Here is an 18,122-nt window from a genome sequence, read left to right as displayed (position 1 = left end):
CTCCGCCTCTTCTCCGATTCGGGCCAATCGCCGTCTGCAGTTTGAGGAATTAGGTAACTCTACTTTCATTCGACTGACTTCTCGATGAACCCGAGGGTGTTCGCGTTCTCAATCAACGTTCTCACTTTTGCTCGATCTAGGCCTGATGGAACATCAGCGTCGATTTCCAAACGAAGTTTCACGGCGCTATTCGGAAGCGTTGTGAGCTGCTCGACGATCGCCTCGACAATCTGATGGATGTCCCGCGCTGGCCGCTCAGGTGAGATCATCACCGCGCCAATAAATCGCGTCGGCTTCTTTTCTGTCGGCGACGTGGTAGGTCCGCCACCGATGACAGGTTCGCCCGGCGTCGGCAGAGTACCGCCAGCGCCCCCTAGCGTGCCGCCAGCATCGGTTTGTACTGGCGCCGGACGGTGTGCGTCGGCGACATCCGGTTTAATGATGACACTGTCGCTGTCGATGACCACTGGCGTATTGCCCGCCCGCTCGATAGCAAGCCCCGCATAGGTGTCCGTCTTCTCGTCCCACCGCTCGGCATAGGCGAAAGGACCGGGCAGGATGCCGCTGATCGCCGCATGCACCGCCTTGACCAGCACATCCTGCCCTTTCAGGCGCGGCAAATAGATGTAGCGGTTCAGATATTCCCGCAGATCCTTGAGCGACAGTCTCGGCTTGTCGTTCCAGATGTATTTCTGGAGATCGCGGTCGAGGCGCGACGGCCCCAACTCCATCAGCAAGCCCTCTTCAGCCACCAGCTTCTTGCTAGCCCGAGCCAGCAGCCCGTCCTGCGCCGGAATCTTGCCCGACACCCACTCCCAATCGGCCTGGGCACTCTCCTGGGCCGGATAGTGCAGATAGCACCACGCCTCTTTGAGGCGGGTCTTCATCGTTTCTCTCGCTTCGGCTTGCTTCGCCTCGGCGAGCTTCTGGTCGCTCGGCCGGAGTTCAAGGCGCTCCTTGTCGCGGACGATTTCGCCCCAAGCCAGGGACGCGCGAACGGCATCCCGCAGATGGTCGAGTTGCCGGGCTTCCGCTGCGATGAACACCAGCATGTTGCGATAGACGCGCGGCGTACTGCCCCGCTGAGTGAGGATGTCCTTCGCTTCGACCAGTGCATCCGAGCCATCGCGCCCGTTGTGGGGATATTTGACGCCCAGCACGACGGCGCGCACGCCGCCCGCCTCGTCGGGAACTTCAGCTGATGACGCGGGTGCCACCTGCACGGCATCGAAATGCCCGCGGTCGGCGAGGCCGTTCACATATTTTCCGAGTTCGGCGTCGATCGTCACGTCGACAAGCGCCGCCTCGATCTGCGCAGCCTTGTCCGCGGCGATGCGATTGAGGCTCGCCGACATCGAATACCAGTACCGACCAAGATCGGCGTGCATGAACTTAGCCTGGTTGGTCAGCCGGCGCAGCGCATCGCCGAAGATCGCAGGGCGCTCGCCCGGCTGCACGACGCCGAGATTGATCTGCTTATCGTCGAGGCCGGTGTTCTGTTGCTGGGCAGTGGGCGCCGTTCCCATGAAAATCGCGCGGGCAACGCGGCGGGTCGCCGAGTACCGGTTCAGGTTCGGCGCCGACTGATCGACTTTGTAGGGAGTCGACGCAGTGCCATCGACATCGCCGGCGATGATCGACTGCCAGCTCACGTCGAGATAGTGGAGCAATTCCGGCTCCACACGCGGCGAACTCACCGCCACGCTGCCGGGCATAATCATCACCGACGGATCGGCATTCATCCCAAGCTCGTGAATGGCCTGCGCCATCAGGCGCAGCACGCCGCGCGTGCGCTGAAATTTTTCGAGGGATCCCCAACTTGTGTAGAGCTGGTCGAACAGTTCGGGATGGATCGGATAAGCCTTTTCCAGCTTGCGCCGGTAATCCTCATCCGCGCAGCCTTGCGGGAAATCGTTGGCGTTCTCGCGGTAGAGCTTGGCGAACTGCTTCAGCGTGTTGTCGCGGTGGTGGAATTTGTCTCCCGGGATGTCCTTGAACAGCCGCCGCCGGACGATCTCATAACTCTCTTCCTGACTAGCCGGTCTCCACGAGGATTCCACGCGGCTGAAGGTCTGCTTGAGACGCGCAAGCGCCTCTTGACCGCCTTCGCCGCCGACCTCGATCTGCGAGGCCGGCAAGGACGCGACGAGTAGTGTGCCAGGGCTGGCCTTGACCGCCTCGGTCAGCGACTGGACGAAGGACAGGTTCGCGTCGAACGATCCCGAAGGCAGCCCCTCGACCTTGTAGATCTGCCGCAGGTAAGCGACCCATTCATCGATCAGGATCAGGCACGGCGCGTATTTCTTGAAGAGCGCCTCTAGGAGGTGTGAGCCCGGCGCGATGCCGCTGGCGTCGTTTTCCGCCACCATCGCGTAAGCGTCAGCGCCGCCGAGCTGCCAAGCAAGTTCACCCCAGGTCGTGCGAATCTTGCGGTCGCCCTCCGCAAGGAGCAAGTCCTGCGGCCCCCGTGACGTGCCGACGAGCACGGCCCGGTTGATGGCCTTCGGCACGCTGAGCCCCTGCTTCTCGAGCAACTGGTCCAGGCCGGACAGGTCCTGGACCGGCGTCGGTCCCGCCATGTGATAGAGGGCCAGCATCGAGTGCGTCTTGCCGCCGCCAAAGTTGGTTTGAAGCTCGACGACCGGATCGCCGCCGGTGCCTGACAGCCGCTTCGCGGCCCCGACCAGAAGTGCGCTCAAACCTTCGGTAAGATACGTACGGCTGAAGAACTGGCGCGGATCGCGGTACTCCGGCGGCGCGCTGCCCGAGTGGACTTTGGCGAGGTCGGCCGCGAACTCAGCCTGCTGGAACTCGCCGGTAGCGACATCCTGGTGCGGCTCGACCACCTCGCGCCACGGCAAAAGCCCCGCCACCGTTTCTACCGAGATCTCGAGGCGCTGGGTTTTCCGCCGCTCCTCATTGCGCTGAAGTTCAGTGAATTTCGTGCGGAGGATGGTATCGCGCATCTTGCCAAGGAGCTCGGCCGTCTCGCCGGCGCTGATCGCCTCCATTAGACGACGCATAGAATCGAGCGCGCGCTCGGCATCGTCGTAGGTGAAGGTCTCGTTGTGCGAGAGTTTGTTGCGGACGTCGCCCAGTTCGTTGACCAACGAGCGTTCGGCGCGGCCGAGAACCGCCTTGAACGCCTCGCTCCAGAAACGATCCATCGCATTGAAGAGCGCGGCCTGATCCCAACCGACCTCGCCATTGCTGTTTGGGCGCAGGCCCGGCAGCTTCTCAAGAACCTGGACCTGCCAGTGCCCCTTGAGCGAGGTTTCGAGCCGCTTTTCGACGAAGGGAATCAGCGCCGCCGGCAGCAGTTCCATCCCTTCAAACACATATTGGCGCGTACTTTTTGCCACGGTCCGTTCCCCCCTTAAATGTCCAGCCGGATCTGACGATCGCCGCTTGTGTCGTGGATGGCTGCCGCAGCCTTTGTCAGCTCGGTCCAATCGGCGATCAGGGCGTTGTAGGCCGTGGCCTCCTTCGCATCCTTCCGCTTGTTGGCGCTGATGTCGTAAAGGCAGTAGGCGAGATCCTTCACCGCCTCGGCCTGGGTGTTGATTTTCTTCAACAGGACAGCGGTGTCGTGGGAGATGCCGTCCTTCTCGTGCCGCCTGACCAGATGCTGGAGGCACTCCCACACCGTCAGGTGTCGGTCCTCCTCCGGGTCCCAATCCTCGTCGAGTTCATCACGGGCGAGGATGCGGACCTTGCCGGCCGCGCTGTCCACGATCCCGGCATGCTTGACGCTTTCGACCGAGATGCCGCGCGCCGTGGCGATGCTGTTGGCCGTCCCGTACTCGCCGGTCTTCAGCCCATTCTGCTCGAACCAGGTGATAGCGAAGCGCGTGTCTGGGTCGAACTCCCCCTGGATACCGCCCAGGTATTCGTCCAGTTCCTTGTTGATCAGCTGTAGTGCGGTCTTCACACTCATCGGATTGTCGTCCGACTCCAGTACAGCCTTATAACGCGAGAATACCCCCATGCCGGGTCCAATCGCAGATTGCGGCATATCTGCTGGTGCAATGGTAGCAGCCTGAAGCTCTGAGATCGCCGGCGGCAATTCACGTTTCAGGGCACGGATAAATTCGGCACGGGTAACGACCTCGGCTGTGATCTCCTTTTTCCGGCACACCAAGACGACCGAATTTGCGAGAGCGTTGGTTCCAGTCGCAATTGTCCGGGCTGAACGCTCCGTTCGAACAGGCCACGTTCCAACAATCGCGTAACCTGCTTCAATCACAGCTTGTAAGAAGGTTGCCCAGCCGGTTGAACTCAGGCCGTCTTGCTCGACCTCGCTTTGCTTAAAGGCATAGTAGATTGTCGCGGGAAATGATGAAGATGATTGGCGGGCGAGGCTAGATATAGCCGCCGTCATACCCGTCAAAAAATGCTCCTCAGCATTCGCTTTCCCGCCGTGCCGATAAGGCGTCGCGACCAGCTCCTCTTCTTTAGGAACGGAAATAGTGCTTCCAAGATCAGGATAAACATCCTTGATATTACGCCTGAGCCATACATAAAAATAATCTGATAGATCCGCGTATCCTATATTGTCGTAGTATGGCGGATCAGTCGAAACGACTGCTCCATTCGGCAAACGTACATTCTGCGCATCGTGCTGGATCTCAGTGCCGGCCGCGTTTGGACTCAGCCCAGAGAGAGCCTTCCAGACCCAATCGACGGCACCGAGATAGTTTCCAGTACTATCGCTGAAGACATTGCATTCAGCGAAATCCCAAGTCATCGGGATCGCCTGCCGAGCAAACGTGAAACGGATGAACTCCGATGACGACCATGTGGCGATCGAACTGCCAGCATCCGCAAGCCGGTCAATCGCAAACGACAAATACACGCTGACAGCTTCGGCGTAGGCTTTGGCACCTTTGCCGCCATCGCGCAGTGGGGTCGGATCAGAAGCGAGCCCGGCAACCAATGCGTCAGTCTGAATCTGTGTTCGCGCCTCTTGGACTAACTCGCTGAAGGTGTTCAGCGCTACCAACTGTCGGTCGGTAAACAAATCACCGAAGGTCGCCAAACCGTAGTCCACGGTCCAGAAATTCCGTGGATCATTCGGCAAACTGGTTCCTGGTTTCCAGTCGGGTTTTGCCGAAAAAGCGAGATGCTCGTGCGCCTCCGCAGGTGCGACATACGCCCGGCCACGATTGCCTTCCGCCACGATCGCAATCAGGGTTTGACCCATGTTGCCGGCGCGGCCATTGCTTTTCACATAGTCAGGTGTGATCGCCGTATCCGACATAAGGCAACGGAAATTTGCACCGCGACCGGCCTTCGTCCCTTCTTTGGCCGCAGCGAGTTCGGCTTTCGTGCCACCTTGCCTGATCCGATAAGAGATGGCCTTGGCTTGCTTGTCGACAATCGGCTCTACCCACGTTTCCTTCCCGGCCTTAGTGCTGAGCAGGAAACTCGATGCGATAGGAACCTGCACGCTGGAAAAGGCAGGGTCGGGGCTGGGTACTGTTCTTGCCCAAATCCAAGCGATCACCGTCCCTTTGCCACCGCCGTACTCCTTCGGTAGATCCACTTGTGGATAAAGATGCCCGATGCGCTCCCACGCCTTCTCACGCACCCACTCGCCATAGTATTTGACGTCCTCCGCAATGCCCTCGGCGTTGCGGTAAAACTGCCGGTCCTTTGGGCCTGGATGAATCGGTTCCTCGTTCTTGAACTTCGGCGGGATCTCGATCATCGCCTTGCCGATCATCACCGCGACCGGATTCAGATCAGACCCATAGGCCGGAAAACCGAGACGCTGCGCCTCCAGTGGAATCGATCCACCGCCCGAGAACGGGTCATAGACCGGCGGCAGATCGCCGCCACAGCTCTTGCGGATTTCGGCGCGGGCACGTTCCAGCACCTCCTCGTTGGTCGAGTTCTCCCACTTCACCAATTCCTCAATGATGCCAAACAGGCGCTTGCGCTCGGCCTCCTGCGCTTCATGCGTGGGGAATTTTTCGAGGTCGCTCGACGGATCATCGACAAGCTGGGCGAACAGCACGGCGCGGCACGCCGCCAACGGCCGCCGCGCCCACCATAAATGCAGCGTGGACGGATGCCCGTGCCGGATCGATTTTTCGCGCGCTGAGGCCTCATTGATCTTCTCAAGAGGAATCGCGACTTCGATGAGCTTTTTCTTGTATTTTGTCACAGTTCCACCTCGATCCATTCAAAATCCGGAAATGGCTGGCTGGGACGCTGCAATCTCAGCTCGCCCAGTAAGGAACCATCCGAAAAAACACTGCCGTAAAACGCCCCACCATCCAGGTCAGCAGGCGTGTCTCGCCACTCGGAAGGCTCAAGTGCCATCAACTCTGAAGCGGCGGCAGATTGTGTCGCCGAGCTCAGTGCGTTGAGGACTTTGAGATCGAGACCGACTAGCTCGATGTCGACGCCATCCCGTAACCAGGGGAGAGGCCAGAAGGGCCAGTCCCTAAAATCACGCCAGAATTCACGGCTGGATAGTTCGGGGTGCCTTGGCATCACTGAGGCTATGCTGACGGCGTACCGACGCCCGGCAACGGAGATAACAGGAAGCTCGTACCGCTGCGGCTCTCCGTCGCCCGCACGAAGCCGAGCAGCCGCTTCGTCCAAGCCCATAGCCGACAGCCATGAGGCATAGTTTGCCCGGCGAACCACGTCCGGGGGAAACTCGACCGGACTTTCTGGGGTCTCCGGCTCGGGGTCGACGAAGGCGATGAGCGATGTCTCGCCAGAGGTATCGTTGGCCTCCCGCAGGAAGGTGCCGATCGCAAAACTCTTGATTGGCTGGGGATTGATATACTTGTCCCAACCGTCGAGTTGGCTCAGTCCATCTTTCAAAGCGCCTTTGATGGGTGGCATCTTGCCCGGGGAGGAAAATCCGCCCTTCGACTCAGCGAGGACCCATTCTCTTTGGCTATTTTCGGCGATAAAATCAGGCGCCTTGGACTTGTCCGCCGGCCATTGTCGGTTCTGCGTGGCGGCGCGTTGCGTCCACTCGGTTTCAAAGCGACCGACGTAGGCGTAGCCTTTGTCCTCCAGGAACAGCAGAGCCATGCCTTGTGCGATCCGCCCCGCAAAGCCCGACCCTGAGAAGTCGGCGTAGAAACTCGACATGCCGTCTAGCAGGCACCACTCGTTCGCCGTCCAATCAAACAAGTGGCCATTTTCGAGCAGAAACCCGGTAGCCCCCAGCCATCGAATCGGGGTGGTCGGCCATCGCAAGCAATCGGCCTTCTTGACCGCATGAGCTAAGCGCCAAGCGCTGAATTCAACGCTCCCCGATGCCTTAGGCAGCGGCCGTGTTCGACCGTGGGGCTTCTCTACCTTGGCTTTCGTCAATTCATGGAGAGGCAGGCAACTGCGTCCGCGAAGTGCACGAACGACCTGCCTGGAGGCGGCTCCCCAACTAGACATATTTACAAGCGGCAAGACCATCAGTGTGCGGCCTCCGCCCGTTCCAACAATCGGCGAAGATCAAACTGAATTGCGGTTTCAAGGAACGACGGCTCCCGCTCGACCAACGGGCCACGCACATAGCGCGGCGCATGGGCGAAGCCGGCCGTAACCGGCACAATAGCGAGAATGAACTTCTCCGGCTCGTGCAGCGATGTGATGACTTCCTGCCGCGTAACCATCACGCTGTCGGCTCCGTCGATGCGCCCCTTGACCTCGATGAAGCGCAGATGTCCCGACTTCGGATCGTGCGAGGCGATGTCATAGCCGATCTTCTGGGCGGAGACGTCGGCCGGCTCGTTGCCCAGCGCCCGCTCGGCCTCCATGACAGCTTCCATCGCAGCAAGCTCGATCACCCGGCGCGCAACGGGGTCTTCCGCGAAATGGTTCGGGACGCTTGGCGCCTGACGCTCTTCCAGTAGCCCACGCGGGATGACGACCATGCCGCCCCGCACGCGCGGCGGCTGCGAGGAGATAAACCGCTCCCGTTCAAGCTGGTCCATACGGCGCTTTTGCCGATCCGCCAGATCCTCGGCCCGGCGCTGCGCGTTCTGCCAGTTCACCCGAGTCTTCTTGCCGGCCCGCTCCTCTTCCTTCAGCTCGAAGGCGCGCGAGTCCCAGTAATTGATCTCCTTCTTGAGCCGGGCGCGAACCTCCTGCTCGACCTTTTCGATCTCGGGCAAGCGCCGCGCTTTAACCTCGGCGACATGGCCCTGCGCCAGCTCGACCGTCGCGAACCGGATCGCGGCCTTTTCCAGATCGGTAGTCAGCCAGCTCTCCTCCAGAAGATCACGCACGCTGGCGATCTCTTCCGGCTTGGCAGGCCGCAGGTTCAAATGCGGCGCGATGCCGGCGTTGACGGTGTTTCCGGCCTTGTCGATGGCGGCGAACTGGAGCCGCTGCGAAATCACATGCGGCTTGCCGGCGCTGGTGACGCGACCGTCCTGGACGGTGTGTTCCAGCAGGAAAATCGCCGACAGCGCGTCTCCAGCATCGGTGTCGTCTACCAGGATCGCGCCCTGCCGCATGATTTGCTCATACTGCTCGCGGATCAGGCTGATTACAGCTTCGAGCAGCGGATGGCCCGGGCAGACGAAAGCTGCGACCGGCTGCTGGTTGATTTTGTCCTTCTCGAAGCAGATCCGCTCATATTGCGTCTGGAGCGGTGCGCCATTACCGATCTGACGATCCCGCTCTCGGATACGCACCGGCACATGGGCAATCTCCCAGCGCCCTTCCTCGCGGCGCTTGATCCGGCCCCCCAGATGCTGGAACGCCTCGACGAAGAAGCTCTGGATGTGATGCGGTTGCAGGCGCAACGCGTCGGCGCGCTCCATTTCGAGCCGCAGTTCCTCGACCTTGGCCTCCGGCATCGTGTCGTTGGTCAGGGCGCGGCGGCGCAGAAGCTCAAGCAGGTTCGCCTGGTCGACGGCGCCATCGACCTGCTGGAACAGGCGGGCCTTGACCTCTTCCCGCTCGCCATACTGAATCGCCTCGAACAGCAGATCCTTGAGCGCCACGCCGTCGAACAATTCCCCGAGCACGTCATAGACGCGGCCGCCCAGCGCCTCGCGCGCAGCTTCCAGCTTTTCGAGCAGCCGGGCGTAGACCTCGCCCTCGCGCGTATCAGCCGCGACGAGATTCCACAGGTGGCACACCTCTGTCTGACCGATGCGATGGATGCGGCCGAACCGTTGCTCGATCTTGTTCGGGTTCCACGGCAGGTCGTAATTGACCATCAGGTGGCCGCGCTGAAGGTTCACGCCTTCACCGGCCGCGTCGTTGGCGATCAGGACCAGCATGTCCTTGTCCTGCATGAAGCGCTCGACGACCTTACGCCGCTCTTCGCGCGACACGCCGCCGTGGATCACCTCGACCGCCTCGGGATTGCCGAGCCGCGCCCTGACCTTGTCGAGCAGGTAGTGCAGCGTGTCCTTGGGCTCGGTGAAGATGATCAGCTTGCGGCGATTGCCAGCGGCGTCAACCATCAAATCGTCATCGAGGATACGGTTGAGCTGACTCCACTTTGTATCCACGCCAGAACGGAGAACACCGAGCGCCATAGTCTCCAAGCCCTTCAGAGTCTCGACTTCCAGGGCAAGTTGCTCGACCGTCTCGGCCGTCGTCGCGCCCGTCGAGATCAGGTCCTCAAGCTCGTCGATCTCCTCCTGACCATATTCCTCGATGTTGCCGAGCATGTCGGCATTGATCGTCGGCTCGCTCGTACCTGCCCGGCGGCCCTTGGCGGCAAGGCGAGCTTCGCCCAGTTCGTTTTCCAGCCGCTCGCGGCGACGCTTAAGGGACTGGTAAATTGCGGCCGGTGACGAAGCGAGCCGGCGCTGGAGGATCTGCAATGCGAAGCCGACATTGTTACGCTTCTTACCGTCGCCCTCCGCGAAGCGCTGCACGCGGTTCATCTCCGTGCGCACATATTCAGTGACGGCGGTGTAGAGCGCGGCCTCCCCCTCCGAGAGCTGATATTTGACCGTGCGCGCCCGCCGCTCAGGGAAGAGCGGCCGACCGTCGAATTTGAGCAGTTCCTCCTTGGTCAGCCGCCGCATCATGTCTTCGGTGTCGGCGTAGTGGACACCATCGCGGAACCGACCCTCGAACCGATCGCCGTCGAGCAGCGCCATGAAGAGCTGGAAATCCTCTTCCTTGCCATTGTGCGGTGTGGCCGACATCAACAGCAGATGCCGGCAGACCTGGCCGAGCTTCTGGCCGACCTGATAGCGGCGGGTGTATTTCACCTCTCCGCCAAAATAAGTGGCCGACATGCGATGGGCTTCGTCACAGATGATGAGGTCCCATTCGCGCGCGCTCATGAGCTTCTCCTGAAGCTCCTCGTTGCGCGCCAGCACATCGAGACGGACGATCAGCCGGTCCCGGTCGCTGAACGGATTGCCCGACCGCGAATTCTCGATCATGTCGCGGGAAAGGATGTCGAACTCGAGATTGAATTTCTGGCCGAGTTCGTCCTGCCATTGTTCAACCAGGCTGCCGGGCGCGACCACGAGGCAGCGCTCCAGGTCGCTACGGGCGATCAGTTCCTTCATCAGCAGCCCGGCCATAATCGTCTTGCCGGCGCCGGGATCGTCGGCGAGCAGGAAGCGCAGCGGCTGTCGCGGCAGCATTTCGCCATAGACTGCCGAAATCTGGTGCGGCAGCGGATCGACCAGACTCGTGTGGATCGCCAGATACGGATCGAAATAGTGCGCCAGCTTGATGCGGTTGGCTTCCGTCACCAGCCGCAGCAACGCGCCGTCAGCGTCGAACGACCAGGCCCGCCCGCTCTGCTCGACCTCAAGCCGGTGCTCGTCATCCCGATAAAGAACGGCCTCGGCCACCGAGCCGTTGTGGTCGCGGTAAACGACGCTGATCGCCTGATCGCCGATCCAGTCCACCGAGATCACATGCACAGCCTGAGCCGAGGCCACGCCCCGCACCGATGCGCCATTCTTTATGTCTTCAAGCCGTACCGCCATCAGCCGGCGCTCCCCAGGTCTTTCATAGCTGAAGCTCCGCTCGCTCAAGCGCAGCTTCAGTTTCTTTGCGGTTTATTGTTACGATATGCTGCGTATGGGCGCTCTGCTTCGTGGCGTCACCCAGCAAACCCAGACGCTTCAAAACATAAAAGAGCATCGCATAGCGGACTGCGAGCACGCCATTACCCTGATCGAGCCCATAATCCTTGGCGACAACCTTCTTCTGGCTCGCCGTCAGCGCAGGGTGCGGCCCGATGACGACATCGAAATAGTTGTTCCAGAGCCAGTCCCGGTCGCCCGATTCCCCCGGCTCGCCTTTCGCGCCGACATCGAGGATGCGCGGCAGCAGGAAGTCCTTGAACTTATGCTCCAGGTGGCAATAAGCCCGCGCGTGCCAGCGAAAGCCATCATAGCCGAAGGCATGAGGCGTGATGCGCCGCCAGATAGGGTCCGGCCGCACCTTGTTCATTGACTGATAGAAGATGTCGACGGAAACGCCCTCGCGGGTGGCGTCGAGGATTTTACGCAGAACCTTGATGTCGATGTCCCGCCTGGGGGTCAGCGCCACATCGGCGCTGGGCAGAGCCGCAATCCACGAATCATGGGCGGGAAGAGCGCCCTCGGCGACCGAGCGAAGCTGCGCGAGATAGACATAGGGGTCCGGCTCGAGAAAGCGCAGGACGAAGTGCTCGGCGGCGACATAGCGCTTGGCGCGGGTGTCGTACTCCATGTTGCCGGGCGCCCGCTCCTGATAGAGCGTCAGGTCCTTCGACGCCTGCGGAACCGACACGCCAAATACCTCCACGAGGTCGGCGCGGTTGATCGACCCCTCCCAAAAAAGCCGGAACTCGATGAACTCGAGCCGGCGCCCCACCCCCCATTTCAATGCCGTCGCGGCCTCTGCCATTGCCTCAGCCTCGTGTAGATGAGCATAAAAACTAGATGGACAACCCGATCTAGTCCGTGTAATTATTATTCACACTGCGAGGTTTCGTCAATGGATAATCAGATGCACTCGGAGGGGCAGGATGCGCAATCGCGCCGGCCGGAACCTCAAATCAGCGGCACGCGGACGGCGGTCACCGCCGCTGGCGCGGCGCCGCAAGCCTAAGCAGCGCCCGGAAGGAGAGCGTCCATGACCATCGCACATCGATCCACCCTGGTCGTTCATGGCCGCCTCGCCATGCGGGAGGCCCGTCTGGCGGCTGGACGGGAGAAGCGCCAAGGCCTTCAGATCATGTCCTTCGAGCAAGCCGCCGTGCGACTGGCCGGCGGCTTCGTCCGTCCCATCGACGACGAAAGCTTGCGCACGGCGATCCAGGCGGCCCTGCCGGCGACGCCGATGGGCGAGCTGGAGAGCATCAAGGATCTTCCTGGCATGATCGACGCAGCCGTCGACACGCTGCACAAAGCCTGGCGCGCGGGTATCGATCTGGCCATGCGCGCGGCCGACCATCCGCGCCTTGCCGCCATCGCGCGCCTGGAAGCGGCGGTCATCGAGCGGCTTCCGGCTGGCATGATGCGTCCTGTCGACATCGTCGCGACTGCGACCGCCCGCATCAATCATGCCACCGCCGTCCTTGGCCCCATGGAGATCGCCGGCCTTACCGAGCTTTCGCCGTGCTGGCGGCCGCTACTTCAGGCCCTCACGGCCTACATCCCCGTGCGGTGGGCCGCCGGCCCAAGGAGTGTTCCCGCATGGCTCGACGGCACAGGCGTCGCGATCGTGCGCACACCGGGGCAAGCGCCGGAGGTCGGCGCCGTCAGCGCGGCGACGGCCTATCACGAGGCTATCGAGGCGATGCGCTGGGCGCGACACCTGCTCGCCTCGGGCGTCTCGGCCTCAAAGATCGCTATCGCGACCGCCTCGCCCGCCGACTATGACGATCATTTCCTGGCCCTGCGCGCCGACGCCAATATCGACCTGCACTTCGTCCACGGCGTCCGCACCGTCACCACTCGCGAGGGACAGGCGGCAGCTGCGCTGGCCGACATCGTCGTGCGCGGCCTGTCGCAATCGCGTCTGCGGCGCCTGGCGACACTCTGCCGCGACGGTGGGGCATTCCAGGCTCTGCCTGAAGGCTGGCTGCGGGTTTTGCCGACCGATGCGCCCCTTTCGACGCTGGCCGCCTGGAACCGCCTGTTTGCCCGGCTGGCGCCGGAAGACTGGCCTGAAGCCGCCGATCACACTCCGGCGCTACGCGCGGCGATCGAGATGCTGGCAAAAGGCCCCGAAGCTGCCAGCGAAATCGGCGAGACCTTCCTCAAGGGCCGCGCGCTTGCGATCTGGCGCAAGGCGCTGCTCGCCGGCCCCGCCGCCTCGGTCGACGCGACGCTGGAGACCATGAAACAGGATGACGGCCTAGAGGCGTGCGCCTGTGTCGCCTGGATGCCGGCGAGCGCGCTCGCGGCCTCGCCCCGTCGCTTCGTGCGCCTCCTCGGGCTCAACTCCTCGCGTTGGCCGCGCGGCATCGCCGAGGACCGGCTGATCCCGGATCACATCATTCCGACACCGATTCTCGATCCCCTGCCGGTGAACCTCGCCGACCGCCGTGACTTCGAGACCATCCTCGCCACCACAGGCGATGCCGTCGTTCTCTCGCGCGCCCGGCGCGACAGCGATGGCCGTCTCCTCGGACGCAGTCCCCTCCTCGCCGGGCACGGCGACGAAACCTATCTGCGCCGCAACGCGACTCCGGCCCACGCCTTCAGTGAGAGCGACCGGCTGATGGCGCGGCCCCAGGAGTTCGCCGCCGATCCACAGGCGACTAGCGCGATCGGCTGCTGGCGCGACTGGCGGCAGGCGGAAATTACCGCCCATGACGGGCTGGTGCGCGCGGATCATCCGCTCATGCTCGCCATTCTTGGCCGCACCCAGTCGGCCAGCTCACTGCGCCGCCTGCTACGCAACCCGCTCAGTTTCGTGTGGGTCTACGGGTTCGGGTGGCGCGAGCCGCAGAGCAGCGCCGAACCCCTCGTGCTCGATGCGCTGGGAATCGGCGATCTTGTCCACATGGTACTCGACCGAGCCCTGCGCGATCTCGAAGCCGCAGGCGGGCTGGCCAGCGCCGCCACTGAAGCCATCGAGGCGGCTGTGGGCCGGGCGGCCCAAGCCGTCGCCACCGACTGGGAAAGCGAACGTCCGGTTCCACCGGCCGTCATCTGGGGGCGCACCCTCGATGATGCCCGCGTGCTGGCAGGCCGCGCCCTCATCTATGGCGACGATGCACTGCCCGGCGCGCGCGCTTATGGCGAGGTGCCCTTCGGCGGCTCGGAGCCGAAGACCAACGCTGACGTACCCTGGGATGTGAGCCTGCCGGTCACGATTCCTGACACCGGCTTCAACATCGCCGGCTATATCGACCGACTCGACATCTCGGGCGACGGCAAGCGCGCCCTCGTCCGTGATTACAAGACGGGCCGGCCGCCGCGCGGCGACATCCGCCTGAACGGCGGACGCGAGCTTCAGCGCTGCCTCTACGCGTTCGCGGTGAAGGCGCTCCTCGGCGACGACGTCGCCATCAGCGCCTCACTGCTCTATCCGCGCGAGCCGGTCGACCTCCAGCTCGACGATCCCGAGGCTGTGCTCACCGAGATCACTGGCTATCTGCGCGCCGCGAGAACCAGTCTCGCCGGCGGCGCAGCCCTGCCTGGTCCCGATACGGGCGGCGACTACGACGATCTCGCCTTCGCCCTGCCGGCCAATGCCGGCGCCACCTATTGCAAACGCAAGATGCCGGCCGCGACGGAGCGGCTGGGCGAAGTCGCTCAGGTCTGGGAGGCGGAATGATGAGCAACGTATCCAAGATGCTGAAGGATGACGGTGCCCGCCGCGATGCCATCAGCCTGCACGACCGCTCGATCCTGGTCGAGGCCGGCGCCGGTTCGGGCAAAACCGCTGTCATGGCCGGCCGCATCGCCGCCATGCTGGCGCAAGGCGTCGCGCCGCGTTCCATCGCCGCCGTCACCTTCACCGAGCTTGCCGCGAGCGAGCTGTTGTCCCGTGTCCGCGAGTTCGTCGCCGACCTCTCGGCCGGCAAGATCGCGACCGAACTGCGGGTGGCGCTGCCCGATGGGCTGTCGGAGACTCATTTGACCAATCTCGCCGCCGCCAGCGCCGCGATTGACGAAATCACCTGCTCGACCATCCACGGCTTTTGCCAACGCCTGATCAAGCCCTATCCGGCGGAGGCCGACATTGACCCCGGCGCGGGCGTCATGGATCGCAACCAGGCCGACCTCACCTTCCTCGAGATCGTCGATGGCTGGCTGCGCGAGCGCCTGTCCGGCGGCCAGGGCGGCCTCCTGGCCGAAATGGTGCTGCACAGCCCCGGCGAGACCGTGGCGCTCATCCACAAGATCGCCGAGAATCTGCGCCGCCGCCGCACGCTCCAAGCCCCGCCAATCTCTCCCCTTGACGGCCACATGACAGCGTTCCGGCAAGCGACGGCCGATTTTGCGGACTTCATGAACGGCACGGCGGCGGCTGAACCGGAAACGGTGACGATCGTGAAGCGTCTGGCCGAAATGGCGACGGCCCTTGCGAACGCGCCTGATTCCGCGACGCCCGCCGGCCTCGTCCGGCTCCTGACTTCGCGGCCCCATCCTGACCTTTGCACCAAGGCTGGCGCGTTCGCTTCCTACCGCAAGAAGGGCAAATGGGCGACAGCAGCCAAACAAGCGGGCCTCTCCAAGGCCGACGGCGATCGGCTGAACGACGCGGCCGAAGCGCATTACACCACCTCCTGCAATGCCTGGGGGGCGCTCATGCAGGCCACCGCCGGCCACGCTCTGGCGGCGCTGATCGAGGAGGCTCGCCCGATCCTGCAGCGCTACCGTGATCACAAACGGGCCAGCGCCCAACTGGACTTCGACGACCTCATCTTCGCCGCCCGCGATCTGCTGCGCGACCATGATGCTGTTCGTCGCGCACTCGGGCAGCGTTTCGCCCATGTCCTCGTCGACGAGTTCCAGGACACCGATCCCTTGCAGACCGAGATCTTCTGGCGTCTGTGCGGTGAGCCCGTCGACGACGCCAATGACTGGACGGGCTTTCACATCCGGCCTGGCGCGCTGTTCCTGGTCGGCGATCCCAAGCAGGCGATCTATCGCTTTCGCGGCGCCGACGTCGGCGCCTATGTCCAGGCGCGCGACGCCTTTCGCGCCCAGGCCCCCGACAGCCTGCTGTCGATCTCGACCAATTTCCGCTCCTGCGCCTCGATCCTGACTTTCGTCAACGAGCGCTTCGAGGCCGTGCTCTCGGCCGATGGACAGCCGGGTTTCACCGCACTGGACCCATTCCATGACGATCGCGGCGGAGTCTGCGTGGCGGCCCTCGACATCGCCGTAGCCGATGAAAACGGCAAGGCCAGCGCCGAGCAACAGCGGGACGCCGAAGCCGACGCCATCGCCGAGCTGTGCGCCCGGCTGATCGAAAGCCATCCGATCGTTGACCGTCGCAGCGGTGCCAAGCGGCCTTGTCTGCCAGGCGACATCGCCCTGCTGGCGCCCACCGGCGCGGAACTGTGGCGCTACGAGGAAGCCCTGGAGCGCCGCGGCATCCCCGTGGCGACCCAGGCCGGCAAGGGTCTGTTCCGCCGCCAGGAAATCCAGGACCTGATCGCGTTGACCCGCGCCCTGGCCGATCGCCGCGACACCCTGGCGCTCGGCGCGTTGCTGCGCGGACCTCTGGTCGGCCTGACCGAAGAAGAGTTGCTGGACATCATCTGGAGCCTGCCGCGCTCGGAAGAACAGCCGGATCGGATTCCGCGTCTGGATCTCAGCATCGACCCCGCCGTGATCGCCCATCCGCTCGCCCGCGAGGTCATCGAGCGGCTGCAATCGCTCTCCCGGCGTGGCAACAGCACGACGCCGCACGAACTGCTGTCGCAGGCAGTGGATGTCATGCGCGTCCGCCCGCTTCTCTTTGAGCGCCATCGCGGCCAAGCCGAGCGAGCGCTCGCCAATGTTGATCTCTATCTCAGCCTGTCGACCGGCTATGCCGTGCGCGGCCTGCGTGCCTTCGCAGAAGCCATGACGGCTGCCTGGTCGGACGAGGCGCGCGCCGTCGAGGGCCGACCGGACGCGCAGGAGGAGGCGGTCGCGCTCTTCACCATGCACGCGGCCAAGGGGCTCGAATGGCCGATCGTCATTCCGGTCAACACCATGACCGGCGTCATGGCGCCCGAGAGCGCGGTCATCGATCGGCAGACCGAAACCTTCTATTGCCCGGTCCTCGGCGTGCAGCCCGAGGGTTACGAAGCCGCGCGCGAGGCCGAAAAGAACGAGCTGGACCGCGAGCGCGTCCGGCTCTGGTATGTTGCGGCCACCCGCGCGCGCGAACTGCTGGTATTGCCCCGACTCGACACCACCCCCGCCAAATCCGCATGGATCGGTCTCGTCGATCTGTCGCTCGCCGATCTGCCGGGCATCGACCTCTCCCATCTGCCGGCCGACCTCACGCCGAGCAGCGCCGGCGCGGGCAACAGCCAGACGCGGGCGAGCTTCGCCGCCGAAGCCGAAAGCATCGCCGCCGCACAGACCCGGCTGACCTGGCTCGCCCCCAGCCGCGACGAGGACGCCACCGGGACCGTGCTGCGAGAGGAGGAAGTCGCGCTCTGGCCGGGGGCGGCCGACGACGAGCTGCCCGAGCTCGAAGCCGCCGCCCTCGTGCAGGGCGGCCGCGAGCGCGGGCTTATCCTGCATAAACTGATGGAAGAGGTGCTGACCGGCGAAACCCCGGAAGCGGAAGCTGCCCTGGTCGAACGGGCTGGCCACCTCATCCGCGCCCTCGGCCAATCCCCGGTCGCCGATCCGGCAACGGGACTGTCGGCGCAGGAGCTGGCGACCTGTGTGGCCCGGACCCTGGCGCTGCCCGAGATCGCAGCTCTACGGCCCGATCTTCTGGCCGAGCTTCCTGTCTATGCCGCAGAAGAGGCCGACGGCGTGGAGACCGTGACGGCCGGGATCGCCGACGCCCTGACCGTCGACGTCGACGGCCGGCCGGTCGTGGTGGTGGACTGGAAAAGCGACGTGAACCCTGACGACAAGGCGCTCGAACACTATCGGGCTCAGGTACGGGCCTATCTCGACATGACCAGCGCCGAGCGCGGGCTCATCGTCCTGATGACGAAGGGAACGGTCATCGTCGTCTCGCCCTCGCCACAGACCGTGGCAGCCTGA

At 63.5% G+C, this 18,122-nt stretch carries 7 protein-coding genes; 2 read left to right on the top strand and 5 right to left on the bottom strand.

The annotated features are described in order from the left end of the window. Positions 1 to 65: 65 nt before the first annotated feature. From GGQ61_RS02505 to GGQ61_RS02485, 5 genes are all read right to left on the bottom strand, one after another. Entirely contained in the window at positions 66 to 3,362 is a 3,297-nt protein-coding gene (locus tag GGQ61_RS02505; RefSeq protein ID WP_183769781.1) for a DUF499 domain-containing protein, read from the bottom strand. Between the two features lie 14 nt (positions 3,363 to 3,376). Beyond that, positions 3,377 to 6,169 (bottom strand): DUF1156 domain-containing protein, encoded by a 2,793-nt coding sequence (locus GGQ61_RS02500; RefSeq protein ID WP_221220811.1) that lies wholly within the window; start codon positions 6,167 to 6,169, stop codon positions 3,377 to 3,379. Continuing rightward, positions 6,166 to 7,224 carry a hypothetical protein gene (locus GGQ61_RS02495; RefSeq protein ID WP_183769780.1) on the bottom strand — a complete coding sequence of 353 codons (1,059 nt, stop codon included), beginning with the start codon at positions 7,222 to 7,224 and terminating at the stop codon, positions 6,166 to 6,168. The genes GGQ61_RS02500 and GGQ61_RS02495 overlap by 4 nt, the downstream gene beginning before the upstream one ends. A 212-nt stretch (positions 7,225 to 7,436) precedes the next feature. Further along, entirely contained in the window at positions 7,437 to 10,940 is a 3,504-nt protein-coding gene (locus GGQ61_RS02490) for a helicase-related protein (RefSeq protein ID WP_066652926.1), read from the bottom strand. A 22-nt stretch (positions 10,941 to 10,962) separates the two neighbouring features. After that, a complete protein-coding gene (locus GGQ61_RS02485) occupies positions 10,963 to 11,847 on the bottom strand; it encodes a BrxR family helix-turn-helix transcriptional regulator (RefSeq protein ID WP_054362476.1) in 885 nt (294 codons plus the stop codon). A 228-nt stretch (positions 11,848 to 12,075) separates the two neighbouring features. Here GGQ61_RS02485 and GGQ61_RS02480 point away from each other — a divergent pair, with 228 nt between their 5' ends. Then, complete coding sequence (locus GGQ61_RS02480; RefSeq protein WP_066652920.1) at positions 12,076 to 14,730, top strand: PD-(D/E)XK nuclease family protein; 2,655 nt, start codon at positions 12,076 to 12,078, stop codon at positions 14,728 to 14,730. 17 nt (positions 14,731 to 14,747) lie between these two features. Next, positions 14,748 to 18,122 (top strand): UvrD-helicase domain-containing protein, encoded by a 3,375-nt coding sequence (locus tag GGQ61_RS02475; RefSeq protein ID WP_221220810.1) that lies wholly within the window; start codon positions 14,748 to 14,750, stop codon positions 18,120 to 18,122.

The organism is Phenylobacterium haematophilum, from assembly GCF_014196295.1.
GTDB classification, from domain to species: domain Bacteria; phylum Pseudomonadota; class Alphaproteobacteria; order Caulobacterales; family Caulobacteraceae; genus Phenylobacterium; species Phenylobacterium haematophilum.
The sequence above is the reverse complement of the archived record's forward strand: the minus strand, read 5'-3'. Positions and strand labels throughout refer to the sequence as shown.

What these genes read in the sequence shown, in the direction of transcription:
- GGQ61_RS02475 (WP_221220810.1), top strand. Translation starts at nt 14,748, where the DNA reads ATGCTGAAGGATGACGGTGCCCGCCGCGATGCCATCAGCCTGCACGAC.
- GGQ61_RS02480 (WP_066652920.1), top strand. Translation starts at nt 12,076, where the DNA reads ATGACCATCGCACATCGATCCACCCTGGTCGTTCATGGCCGCCTCGCC.
- GGQ61_RS02490 (WP_066652926.1), bottom strand. Translation starts at nt 10,940, where the DNA reads ATGGCGGTACGGCTTGAAGACATAAAGAATGGCGCATCGGTGCGGGGC.
- GGQ61_RS02485 (WP_054362476.1), bottom strand. Translation starts at nt 11,847, where the DNA reads ATGGCAGAGGCCGCGACGGCATTGAAATGGGGGGTGGGGCGCCGGCTC.